Source organism: Cupriavidus phytohabitans (genome assembly GCF_017815025.1).
Classification (GTDB): Bacteria; Pseudomonadota; Gammaproteobacteria; order Burkholderiales; family Burkholderiaceae; genus Cupriavidus.
Genome location: NZ_JAGIQB010000097.1, coordinates 1 through 9,943 on the forward strand (window position 1 = coordinate 1; position 9,943 = coordinate 9,943).

General features: G+C 61.4%; 13 protein-coding genes and 7 pseudogenes. 6 read left to right on the forward strand and 14 right to left on the reverse strand.

Annotated features, from left to right (window positions below):
- Positions 1-286 precede the first annotated feature (286 nt).
- The 10 genes and pseudogenes from J8I34_RS32135 to J8I34_RS32175 form a co-directional block, all read right to left on the reverse strand.
- The gene (locus J8I34_RS32135; protein WP_209778234.1) at positions 287-523 is read right to left on the reverse strand and encodes a hypothetical protein; all 237 of its coding nucleotides are present in this window, start codon (positions 521-523) and stop codon (positions 287-289) included.
- A 286-nt stretch (positions 524-809) separates the two neighbouring features.
- Positions 810-1,337, reverse strand: coding sequence for a M50 family metallopeptidase (locus J8I34_RS32140; protein WP_209778237.1), 528 nt, complete (start codon positions 1,335-1,337; stop codon positions 810-812).
- Positions 1,334-2,449, reverse strand: coding sequence for a phage Gp37/Gp68 family protein (locus J8I34_RS32145; protein WP_209778239.1), 1,116 nt, complete (start codon positions 2,447-2,449; stop codon positions 1,334-1,336). The genes J8I34_RS32140 and J8I34_RS32145 overlap by 4 nt, the downstream gene beginning before the upstream one ends.
- Positions 2,450-2,543: 94 nt before the next feature.
- Positions 2,544-2,846 (reverse strand): DUF4031 domain-containing protein, encoded by a 303-nt coding sequence (locus tag J8I34_RS32150; protein ID WP_209778241.1) that lies wholly within the window; start codon positions 2,844-2,846, stop codon positions 2,544-2,546.
- Positions 2,843-3,346: a hypothetical protein gene (locus tag J8I34_RS32155; protein WP_209778244.1), complete on the reverse strand. Its 504-nt coding sequence runs from the start codon at positions 3,344-3,346 to the stop codon at positions 2,843-2,845. The genes J8I34_RS32150 and J8I34_RS32155 overlap by 4 nt, the downstream gene beginning before the upstream one ends.
- Positions 3,339-3,743, reverse strand: a complete 405-nt coding sequence (locus J8I34_RS32160; RefSeq protein ID WP_209778246.1) for a hypothetical protein — start codon at positions 3,741-3,743, stop codon at positions 3,339-3,341. Before J8I34_RS32160 ends, J8I34_RS32155 begins: the two co-directional genes overlap by 8 nt.
- Positions 3,744-4,538: 795 nt before the next feature.
- On the reverse strand, positions 4,539-4,817 hold the full coding sequence (locus J8I34_RS32165) for a hypothetical protein (RefSeq protein ID WP_209778249.1): 279 nt from the start codon (positions 4,815-4,817) through the stop codon (positions 4,539-4,541).
- Positions 4,810-4,983, reverse strand: coding sequence for a hypothetical protein (locus tag J8I34_RS32170; RefSeq protein ID WP_209778252.1), 174 nt, complete (start codon positions 4,981-4,983; stop codon positions 4,810-4,812). Before J8I34_RS32170 ends, J8I34_RS32165 begins: the two co-directional genes overlap by 8 nt.
- Positions 4,984-5,383: 400 nt before the next feature.
- Positions 5,384-5,491 (reverse strand): annotated as a pseudogene (locus tag J8I34_RS35610) (IS5/IS1182 family transposase); the annotation flags it as partial.
- A pseudogene (locus tag J8I34_RS32175) lies at positions 5,483-5,722 on the reverse strand (transposase); the annotation flags it as partial. The pseudogenes J8I34_RS32175 and J8I34_RS35610, both read right to left, overlap by 9 nt.
- Before the next feature lie 117 nt (positions 5,723-5,839).
- Here J8I34_RS32175 and J8I34_RS32180 point away from each other — a divergent pair.
- A pseudogene (locus tag J8I34_RS32180) lies at positions 5,840-6,217 on the forward strand (transposase); the annotation flags it as partial.
- Between the two features lie 245 nt (positions 6,218-6,462).
- Here the strand turns inward: J8I34_RS32180 and J8I34_RS35615 are convergent.
- The 3 genes and pseudogenes from J8I34_RS35615 to J8I34_RS35625 form a co-directional block, all read right to left on the reverse strand.
- A complete protein-coding gene (locus J8I34_RS35615) occupies positions 6,463-6,837 on the reverse strand; it encodes an IS30 family transposase (protein ID WP_371748187.1) in 375 nt (124 codons plus the stop codon).
- 58 nt (positions 6,838-6,895) lie between these two features.
- Positions 6,896-7,228, reverse strand: a pseudogene (locus J8I34_RS35620) (IS30 family transposase); the annotation flags it as partial.
- Positions 7,229-7,344: 116 nt separating this feature from the next.
- A pseudogene (locus J8I34_RS35625) lies at positions 7,345-7,476 on the reverse strand (helix-turn-helix domain-containing protein); the annotation flags it as partial.
- Between the two features lie 58 nt (positions 7,477-7,534).
- Between J8I34_RS35625 and J8I34_RS32190 the strand changes: the two are divergent.
- From J8I34_RS32190 to J8I34_RS32200, 5 genes and pseudogenes are all read left to right on the forward strand, one after another.
- Positions 7,535-7,888: a hypothetical protein gene (locus J8I34_RS32190; RefSeq protein WP_209778374.1), complete on the forward strand. Its 354-nt coding sequence runs from the start codon at positions 7,535-7,537 to the stop codon at positions 7,886-7,888.
- Between the two features lie 24 nt (positions 7,889-7,912).
- A complete protein-coding gene (locus J8I34_RS35335) occupies positions 7,913-8,041 on the forward strand; it encodes a hypothetical protein (RefSeq protein ID WP_256441907.1) in 129 nt (42 codons plus the stop codon).
- Between the two features lie 100 nt (positions 8,042-8,141).
- The gene (locus J8I34_RS35340) at positions 8,142-8,264 is read left to right on the forward strand and encodes a hypothetical protein (protein WP_256441908.1); all 123 of its coding nucleotides are present in this window, start codon (positions 8,142-8,144) and stop codon (positions 8,262-8,264) included.
- 42 nt (positions 8,265-8,306) lie between these two features.
- Positions 8,307-8,858: a hypothetical protein gene (locus J8I34_RS32195; RefSeq protein ID WP_209778372.1), complete on the forward strand. Its 552-nt coding sequence runs from the start codon at positions 8,307-8,309 to the stop codon at positions 8,856-8,858.
- A 36-nt stretch (positions 8,859-8,894) separates the two neighbouring features.
- Positions 8,895-9,179: pseudogene (locus tag J8I34_RS32200) on the forward strand (IS110 family transposase); the annotation flags it as partial.
- Here the strand turns inward: J8I34_RS32200 and J8I34_RS32205 are convergent.
- A pseudogene (locus J8I34_RS32205) lies at positions 9,131-9,523 on the reverse strand (IS110 family transposase); the annotation flags it as partial. The pseudogenes J8I34_RS32200 and J8I34_RS32205 overlap by 49 nt on opposite strands.
- Positions 9,524-9,943: the final 420 nt, after the last annotated feature.

Here is a 9,943-nt window from a genome sequence, read left to right on the forward strand (position 1 = left end):
TGGGTGGAGTCTTCAGATTAACGCGTCAGCCTCTCGTGACGCTGACGTTCGCTGGAGGTATTTCAGCGGCCTGCTAGGAAAAAAATCCGAGACCGTCGTCGGTAGCGATGGTGACGGCGGCGGCCGCGGCCGCGACACCGGCTATGTCCCTTTCGACCGATTCGGCCGTGCAGACCATCGACGACGTGTCCGAAAAGGACATTTCCGAATCGGAGCCCCAGGTGTTGGAGGGGACGTGATTTGTCTCCTCCGATAGCTTGTCGATCTCGGCGTGCCGGCGCACAAATCAGGCGGCAATCGTCAGGTACGCAGAGCCAACTTCTTCACTCTCGGGGTTGAACCGGCCGGCCACGCGCATCATGTGGGCATCAATGCCAGCGAACAGCGCGGGCAGGTCGCCATCGGTGGCGCCACGTGCGTTATCGCAGCACGTGAGTTCACGCATGTAGCCGTCGAGCGCCTTCAGAACTGCCTCACGCGCACCCTCACGGAAGGCTTCGGCCGTAATCGTCTTCGTTTGCATCGTTATATCTCACAGCGTCGAGTAATGGAGACTCCATCCTATCGAGGCTTGGTGAAAGTCAAATCGGGGACGGCGTTGGCCCGCCAGATCCGTGAACGATGGCGGGGTGTCGGCTGTTCCGAACCAGCCGCTCGAAGGCCATAGCGTGCCCGTGGCAGCTGAGCAGTCCAAAGGGGCAAGCACAAGCCCGTCAGCCGTACGGCAGCAGTCGACCCAATAACGGTGTATCGGTCGTCCGGCCGGAAGTCTTGAGTTGGATGGTGCCCTACCAGAGGGGGGCGGACGCCTATCGGCGCCTGGGATCTTGGCAGTCGGGGTGGATCAGATGGTAACCGTCGTTCCCAAGGCGGCGAATCGGAACCAGGTTGATGGGCATACGGAGGAGTATGGCCACGGCGCCGCTAAAGGCAACGCTAACGGCGACCCACGGCGCTACCGGTAGCGCCAAACCATAGAGCAGGCATGGGAGCCCGACGACCGCATCGATACCGGGCCCGGCGCCAATGATGACGCGGCGCTGCCATCGCGCGAGCGCGAAGTGGTGGTCGTCGTCCGTAACGACGTCAAGTGGGGCCAGAAACCAGAACTTGCGGCGGTCCCCCTGTTCGGCCCGCCTAGGGAACAGATGGATGACCGCCGGCACCCCGAAATATCTAGCTGCTCCAAGATGGCCAAGCTCATGAACGACCACCCCGACCACTGCAAGAGGTAGTGACAAAAGCAGGGCAGCGACTGTCTGCTCCATCGGCAGGAAGTACGCGAGCTGGAAGTAGATTGCGTAGGTGAGGTCGAATAGACCTGATGTATGGTTCACGAAATTTCTCCTATGAGCTGGATTGGCGACGCCCCGTGCACAGGAAACCCATCGTGCTGGAGTCCATCGAGGAGGCGTCCGGCGGCCTTCTTGCCCGCTCGATGCACCATGGCCCAACCGTCGGCGCTGCTTGATCCAGCCGGATAGCCGGTCGCCTCGTATCCGCCGGCCACCACCCGGCCGTCGCTGGCGACAGCTGCTGTCTCATAGCGCCCGGATCCAAAGTCCCCGGAGCCAGGCGCCCATTCACCGTGCTGCTTGAACATGAATGGCACGCCAGCGGCTGCGCACTGATCGCCCAGGCTGCGAGCCCATTCCGGATGCATCGGCCGCGCGTTCGGGCCGCTCTCGCCGCCGACGATCACCCAATCAACGGTGTCGCGCTTCATGTGATCGTGGATAGGGTCGGAAAAGTGGCCGGCGCACCTGCCGCAATACCCTGGCTCCATCCGGCCCCCCTGCTCAAAACCTTGGCAGTTCGGATAGCTAGGTACCAGGTAGTCGCCGATATCTACGGCGCCTAAAAGCGGCTCCATAGACAGGAAGCGTACAAGCGCCGGCAGCTCCAACAGTTTGGGGATATCTCGGTCGGCTTCCTTTTGGTTGCAGATGGTTGTGCCGATCCATACATTCTCTGGACCTCGGCCGTCTAACCATGCCGCGATCCACTGGTGCAACCCATCACGGCGGTGATTGAAAGCATACTCACGAGCTGCGTCGAGCCTGGCGTGCCAGTTTCCAATGCGTTTGCTAAGCAGGAGCCAATCCAAGTTCGGTGTGAGCCTGACCGTCTCAAGCAGGTCCGCCAGCCACTCGATTGGGACGGCATTATCCAACCAGTCACCCAGACTTTCAAAAAAACCGCGCTGCCGCCTGCCATGCGTGGCAAAAAATTTCTCATGGCGAGAGTTCCATCGCAAGGGCTTACGGCGATTGGCCTCGCTCGTGCGCCTGCGGGGTGCACCAGGCCCCCAGTTGGTGGCCGTACCGCCACCGAAACGAATATTGCGTGTCTCTGCGTAGCAGTGATCACAACCGGGGCCGGCTTTTTGGCAGCCCTCCCATTCGTTGTGGCTATGGTCGGTCCATTCAATCTTGCTGTTTTCACTCATTGCATTCTTGACGGGATTAGCCGGTGATAGCCGGCCAGTGGTTGTCGTCGTTGCGTCAGACATTTCTGCCAGTTGAGCACGCCTATCGGCGATCCTATCCGCCTGCCATCGCTCGGCATCCGAAGGGGACCCGAAGTTCGCTCGTAATTCGGCGTCGACGAGTCATGGCGCCTGTTTGTCGCCAGGTAATCTCAATGGCGCCGGCGGCGACGGCCATCTTCCGTTTGCTTAGGCAGATGTCATAGTGGCGCTGCGGGGTGCCTGCCTTTTGAAAATGCCGTCGCGCGACGCCGATCCGGGCCGCCATATCGTGCAACTCCTCATCGGTGTCCGCAATCATGTGGAACATGCGCATTCCGCGGTACTCGGCGTTCATGTCGTCAACGTAAACCGTCATGCCGTGTCTTTGGGCAGCTGAGGTGCGGCGGCTATCATGGCCAGCCACACGCCGGCGGCTTCATCGCAATCCTCCGTCGCCGGCCGGGCGCGGCGCTTCGTTATCCATGCCTCCTGTCCGTGGGTCAGCATCTCCTCGGTCGGCTCCTTCGGTACCAGCACATACCCCTCGGGCACAACCCATGCCGCGGTCGGAGCGTTCGCTTGCTCTCGGATGTGCTGCGGTCGGGCTAAGGGCGCATTCAATACGGCCATGCCGGACTGCGCCCTCCTGGTTCTCTCTTCTGGCCAGTTTGCAAGGATCCGCTTGAGCTCGCGCACGGCAGAGGACTTCTTGCCGTCGCAGTTCGAGGGCATCTCGTCAGCGAGCCAGCACTCGCAGGCAGTGCATTTTGCCCCGTAGGAGGCGGACTCTCCGGTACCACGCCCCCCTGCGGTGGCCATGATCCAGATACTCTCCTTCGCGCGGCATTCCGGACAGTCGAAATTCTGATCAGACATGGCGCACTCCATCATCGATATCACAAGAGTCGGCAGGGCACGCTACGCCGTCCCGCTGCCCAACGAGGCAAATATTGGAGAACCCGTGCTGGCAATCTTTCTGCTGAGGCACCAATCGACGCACCAGGTGGTCTGGCACTTCGAAATGGCTCAAGGTACCTTTGAATGGGGTGAAGGGAAGGGCGAGCGCATTGTCCAGGGCAAACCCATAGCAGTGGGGCAGATGCCACCGCGAGTCGCTCTCGCGCAAGCAATCGGTGATGTTCGCCATCCCAATGATGCCGCCGCGCTGCAATTCCTCGAACTTCGGTAGGGTGATCAGCGTTCCGTCGTAGGGGCCTGTTTCGTAGAGCTCGGAGAGATAGTCCTTCACGTCCCCGTATTCGCCGCGGGTCATGGCCTTGCCGGCGTGTATCAGCACTGGCCTCGATGCGAGGTGGACCAGGTCCGGGTTTCAATGTCCTTGAGCTCCTGCCTCGCGATGGCGTCAAGCCGCGCCTGGCCGGAGAGGTCCGGTCGCACGATCAGCCACCCCCAAGGCTGGCGAATAGAAATGGCCTTCACATCAAACCCCTAACAGTTCTTTGAACGCAGTATTGGCGTGGTCGATCGCTACCTCGGGCGATGCCCGCTACTGTCAACACCGTGGACCCATACCGTGGGGTCTTGGTGCTGGAGTATGCGGATCACCGTCCCCTGCGGCGCTCCTTGTGCTGCTGAAGTACTCCGCGACCGGCGGCGGTCAATTCCGCGTGTACACGCGGAAGACCAGACAGAGAGGGGCCAGCCTCCCACGCGATCAAGTTGGCGTCCTCAAGCTTGCTTGCCATTACCCACGTGAATCCATTGCGGTGGGGCGTGGAGTACGGGCCGGTATGGATCTTTGGCGAGCGCGGTATCTCGTACCCTTGTGCGAGATACTCTAACCAGCCACGCATGGCCGGCGTAACGGCAATTGCCTTCGCAACTGGAGTGGATTGCGCGTCAGGCACCTCGGGAGACGCCGGCGCCTTCGATACCGATTCCACCATGGCTGCACAGCCTTCGCACTTGCCTTCGCCTGCACGTGCTGACCATTTGCAGTCATCGCAGTCGCCACCGCTCGCGGGTTCGGCTTCCGGCGCGGGAGCCGCAAGGCGTGCATCGGTCCCGGCCCGTGCGGCCGCGGTGAGTGCGCTGCAGACCAGCCCGATCAGTTTCTCGTTACTGTAAACACCTGGGCCGCCGGCCAATGCGGGCGGCGCGGTGAAATTAGCCCGTGCATGCCGGCATAGTCCAGGATGGCCTCTGCGGTCAGCGGCGCCTCTTGGTATGTGCCGCCCAGCAGCTTCTCGCGGTACTCGCGCAGCCGCTGCTCGAAGAGATCCGAGATGTCGCTATCGCCTTGATGTACGGCCTGGCGGTGCAGTTGCAGCAGTTCAAGCCACGCTTCATCGCGAGCCGCAGCGGGTTTGTTGTCCTGATCAGCCATTACCGTCGGCTCCTTTGTTCGCCTTGTACCAGGCATCGGCGGCCGCCTTGGCATCCTCTGCCGTCTTGTGCCGCGTGGCATGGGTGTTCTGCCCCATGCCGTACCAGATCCATCCGCCATTAACGGCGGCGCCATACGGTTGTGCCCAGCCCAAGGTGAGGAGCACCTGTTCGCCAAGGCGTAGCTGGTATCCTCGGCGTTACACCACGGCGATCCGGCTGCTTTCACGTGGGGTACGGCGCCAGCGAGCCACCTGCATGCGCTCAGCCATGGTCGGGCTCCCGTCGTGCGCCAGGGTCGCTCATAGTCTTACCGGCCTTCGCATCGAGCTCGGCAACCAGGGAGCACTGATAGCTCAGTCCAATTGACTCGCAGAATTTCTGCACCGAGATCGCCACGGTCGTTCCCTCCACAACGGTTGCGGCGGCGATGGCAACGAACAGCTGCTGATAGCTGTACTGTGCAGCGGCGGTTGGGGCGGCGAGAATGGCCCATACATCGCGGATTGGACCGGCGTTGTTGCATAAATTGAGATTGAAAACAGGGGCTCCTCGGTGAGGCTGAACTCAGGCGATACGGACGGATTGCGGGCGAGCGAGCGCGACCATGCGGTTGAGCACGCCCGCACGGATGGCCACTTCGGTGGCCTGCGACCCGATTTCGCGCGCCCACAGAGGCAGGTGGAACACCTGCTTGAGACCGAGCAGACCCTGGATCAGCGCATCCGTATAGACGAGCGGGTGGCCACGCTTGGGCGACTGGGCTTTAGCCGGTGGCACGAGCAAGCTCTCTTCGACCCACATCGTCACGTCTCCTCGGGCTATCAGCCCCTTGTTGTACTGCGCCCAGTTCTTGACGCGGTAGATTCCCTTGGGGTCGGCTTGCTGTTGGTTGTCCTTGCGCATCGTCCCGGAAAAAGTCCAAGACACTACGCAACTTCGTCAGAAGTTAACAGAGCCAGAGTTTCAGCCGTTGCGCGTAAACGTCAGCCCAACCGACCCCGGATTTATGCAACAACGCCGTTTTGCACCTACAAGGGAGCGCTTAACGCCGAACTGTTCGTCGAATTGCTCAAGAAGATGATGCGACATCGCAAGAAGCCGCTGCATCTGGTACTTGACAGTCTTCCCGCGCACAAGAAAAGGCTGGTGCGCGAGTACGTTGATTCCACGCGTGGCAAGCTCAGACTTCACTTCTTGCCGGGCTACGCCCCGGATTTGAATCCAGACGAGTTGGTGTGGAGCCATGTCAAACGCACTGGCGCCGCCAGGCGGACCCTGCAGAAGGGTGAGAATCTGAGCGAGCGGATCGAGGCGCAACTCGCCGACGTCCAGAATAAACCGCATCTGATTCGTTCATTCTTCGAAGCTCCATCTGTCGCCTATATTTCCGACTGCTGAGTAACACGTAAATGCTGCTCAGGAAATCCTTAAGAAAAATTCGACAAGATCTGATGGTACTGACTGTTGGCGGCGGTTACCATGCTGCTTGGGGCGCACGCTGCTCATGCGCTCCCGCGTTGGTGGTACGTCTCCCCCCCAACAATGCGTCTTTTATAGCGCCCGGCTTCGCGTCGGGCGTTTTTTTCAAAGTCCATAAACCTATGGCCTGGCGGTTTCAAGAGCGAAGTGCAACACCCTGCGGGTTATTGAACAGGGAACCGGTCAGTTGGGTTGGCCAGGACCTGAGCGAGGACTTGCAAAGGGGTGTGCCCGTTTAGGGTTTTGCGTGGCCGGCCGTTGAGGCTGTCGGCGATGGCGTCGATGTCATCTTGCGAGTAGATGGACAAGTCCGTGCCCTTGGGCAGGTACTGGCGCAGCAATCCGTTGGTATTTTCGCAGGTGCCGCGTTGCCAGGGGCTATGCGGGTCGCAGAAGTACACGCGCACGCCGGTGGCGGCAGTCAATTCGGCATGGCGACTCATCTCGCGCCCTTGGTCGTAGGTGAGCGTCTGGCGCATCGGCGCGACCAGCGATTGGAGCTTGCCAGTAAAGCCGGCCAGTGCCGAAGCGGCCGTCATCGGGCATCTTGACCAGCAGTACGGCCCGGCTCATGCGCTCGACCAGCATGCCCACCGCCGAGCGGTTGCCCGCGCCCTTGATGAGGTCGCCTTCCCAGTGCCCCGGCATGAGCCGGTCGTTGACCTCGGGCGGGCGCACGTGGATGCTGACCATGTCGGGAATCTGAGCGCGTCGGTCCGTACCCCGCGAGCGCGCAAGGCGCTTGGCGTGGCTTTGGCGCAGGCAATCAGTTGACGGCGCAGCTCTCCGCGAGGGTAGGCGTAGATGGCGTTGTAGATGGTTTCGTGCGACACGTTCAGGCTCGGGTCTGCGGGGTAGGCTCGCTTGAGGACGGCGGCGATCTCCTGCGGCGACCACTTCAGCTCCAGGAAGTGACACATCACGCCCCACAGCACGCTATCGCTGTCGAGCTTGGCAGCAGGACGGCCGGCGTCACGGCGCCGGGTGCGAGAGGCATGCGCCACTGTAGCGCAGTAAGAGCGTCCTTCGCAGGTATTGCGGGCAAGTTCACGCGAAATGGTCGATGGCGAGCGCCCCAGCTGGAAGGCCATGTCCCTCACGCCGATTTGCTCCGCCTTCCAAATCTCGATGCGCATGCGCTCTTCGGGTTGCAGTTGCCGGTACTTCTTCTTCGTCATCCACCACACCTTACCAAATGGCAAGGTGTTGCACTTCAGATTTGAGGACGCCTACCCCATGAACGCACGTGAACGGCTCGCCGCCGCTGCCCTTTGGCTCGGCGACAACCACGAAGACCTGTCCGACGGACTGTGTAACGCCCTCGACGGCCTGCGCCTGTACGACTACGCCCAAGCCCACGCCAAATTGCCGGAAGTGGCGGACAGTTGGCAGCCCGCAGACCGTATCGCGGCTCTGGGCTACGACCCGCTCGACGGTGTCCGCTTCGATGCCGGAACCAGCGGCGCTAACGAAGCCATCCAGGCGCTTACGTCCGCCCGCGTACTGCTGGATTCGGTCGCTTTCGTTCGCACCGAAGGCGACACCGCTCCGGTTATCGCCGCTATCGACGCTGTCATCGCAACCGCCTGATTCGCTCCCCGACCCCGGATCAACATGACGACGAAGAATACCGCCCGTGCACTCGACAAGTACGGTGTGAAGGCCTGCCGCGTTGCCTACCACATGCACGCCGACATCGGCTTCGGCGCCTCGGGCATCGCCTTTGAGGGCCCCTTGAACTGAAGACCACCCGCCAGGCCGATGCTGCGATCAACGCCGGCCGCGAGCTTGCGGAGATGGACCACGCCGTCTGGTGCTGACCACAACGCATCAGGACTGAGAAATGACTGAAGTCGAACAGATAGCAGAACTGCGGGCGGCGCTGGAAACGCTGGTGAGCCTGCACAAGGACTGGGACAAGGGCACCGCCTACGTGCCAGTGAAGTTCATGCGGGACAACAACTAAGCCATCGCCGCCGCGCGCGATATCCTGCGCAGGAACAATGCCATGCCGACCGACGCAGCCACCGTCGCGGCCGCGCCCGCTGGAGTTTGTGCAGCACAGCCTGTGGTCGTGGTGGAGGTCGTCGGCAACGGTGCGGTTTTAGCTCGGGTCACGGATCACGGTCGTTCAGTCTTGCCGAAAGGGCTCCACGAGTTCCCGGCAAACCCGACGCTGGGGAGCCGCGAAGCTCTGTTGACCACCATTCGCGACGTGCTCATGGAGCATGGCTTGTCCTACACGGAGGATCTTGGAACCGGTGAGCGGTTTCCCCTCGTGGACAAGCTTTGCGCGCCGAATGATCAAACCACGCAAACCGGCGAGGATGAGATCGCGATTCTGGCGGAGACGATCCTCGACGTGATCCCAGACTATGCTGCGCCAGCAGAAAAGCTCCAGAGGTCGGTGACGTGGGACGAGCTCCGACACAGCCTCGCCCTCCTTTTCTGTGGACTGACCGGGCGTAAGGTCACCTCTATTGAAAGCCGACTGGATGAGGCTGCGCGTGACTCCGCGTGGCAGGGGCTGGCCTCTCGTGAGGAATCAAACGCGGGTTAGCATTTCTGCCAGAGCCGCACGGTGTGGACAGGGCCACTCAAGACCGACCGACGGGACGCCGTCAAGCTCGTGCGCTCGCTGCGCGCCGGCGACCTGTCAGGCGTATACGTGCCCAGCGTGGAAGGCGAGGCCTTCCGCGATCTGTCGCGCGCATGGGTGAGCGCCAAAGAGGATCTGAAGCGCGCACGGCAACGGCTGAAGGCATTTCTGCTATCGCATGGTGTGCACTACACGGGCAGAGCCGATTGGGGTCCCGCGCATCGACGCTGGCATTACGTTGGGCGCGCCTCATGGCATATGGCTAGGGACATGGCGAGGCGGCTGATGTCCCAGATGAACCCGCTCAGTTCGCGGGCGACGGCGACCACCGCGATGTTCTTCTCCTTGCCGCGCGCGACGAGCTTTCGGTAGCGTCGACACAGACGCACCTGGGCGTCCCAGGCCCGATCCACGATGGGCTTGGGGATGCCTTCATGGCGGCGCTGGATGTCGGGACTCACGCGGGCCGGATGTTGGTAACTCCATGCTGCGAAGCGCCAGGTTACGACCGCCTCGCGCAGCGCAGCTTCAAGTCGCTCACATTGTGCGAGTCGGTCCTCGATCGCGCGCCGCAGCTCCTCGAACGCCAGTTGCTGCCATTGACTGGCGAACGAAAACTTGCTGATCCCAACATCACCACGGAGGTAGGGGCCCGGTTCATTACTTTAGAGGCAGTTTCCTGAAGGCGGCGTAGCCCGGCACACGAGTCACCCGCGACAAAGTTACGCAACGGATTGCATCCAGACTTGCGGCGTCGGATGGCGGCAGGCTCACTGGGCGGACTTCTGTAATGCGGTACCCAACCCGCGGATATCAGCATGATCCCACCGTCGAGATTTACTGCTACGTCGCCCTCAGGAAATTCCAGTCAGTATGCACCTCAACAAAGTAAAAACCGATCCCTGTTGACAGGCGGAGTCATATCAACTTTCGGGCGAAGCGGCGTAGTGTCTTGGACTTTTTCCGAGTCGATGCGCAAGGACAACCAACAGCAAGCCGACCCCAAGGGAATCTACCGCGTCAAGAACTGGGCGCAGTACAACAAG

What these genes read in the sequence shown, in the direction of transcription:
- J8I34_RS32135 (WP_209778234.1), bottom strand. Translation starts at nt 523, where the DNA reads ATGCAAACGAAGACGATTACGGCCGAAGCCTTCCGTGAGGGTGCGCGT.
- J8I34_RS32190 (WP_209778374.1), top strand. Translation starts at nt 7,535, where the DNA reads ATGAACGCACGTGAACGGCTCGCCGCCGCTGCCCTTTGGCTCGGCGAC.
- J8I34_RS32160 (WP_209778246.1), bottom strand. Translation starts at nt 3,743, where the DNA reads ATGACCCGCGGCGAATACGGGGACGTGAAGGACTATCTCTCCGAGCTC.
- J8I34_RS32165 (WP_209778249.1), bottom strand. Translation starts at nt 4,817, where the DNA reads ATGGCTGATCAGGACAACAAACCCGCTGCGGCTCGCGATGAAGCGTGG.
- J8I34_RS35615 (WP_371748187.1), bottom strand. Translation starts at nt 6,837, where the DNA reads ATGACGGCCGCTTCGGCACTGGCCGGCTTTACTGGCAAGCTCCAATCG.
- J8I34_RS35335 (WP_256441907.1), top strand. Translation starts at nt 7,913, where the DNA reads ATGACGACGAAGAATACCGCCCGTGCACTCGACAAGTACGGTGTGAAG.
- J8I34_RS32145 (WP_209778239.1), bottom strand. Translation starts at nt 2,449, where the DNA reads ATGAGTGAAAACAGCAAGATTGAATGGACCGACCATAGCCACAACGAA.
- J8I34_RS32195 (WP_209778372.1), top strand. Translation starts at nt 8,307, where the DNA reads ATGCCGACCGACGCAGCCACCGTCGCGGCCGCGCCCGCTGGAGTTTGT.
- J8I34_RS32155 (WP_209778244.1), bottom strand. Translation starts at nt 3,346, where the DNA reads ATGTCTGATCAGAATTTCGACTGTCCGGAATGCCGCGCGAAGGAGAGT.
- J8I34_RS32150 (WP_209778241.1), bottom strand. Translation starts at nt 2,846, where the DNA reads ATGACGGTTTACGTTGACGACATGAACGCCGAGTACCGCGGAATGCGC.
- J8I34_RS35340 (WP_256441908.1), top strand. Translation starts at nt 8,142, where the DNA reads ATGACTGAAGTCGAACAGATAGCAGAACTGCGGGCGGCGCTGGAAACG.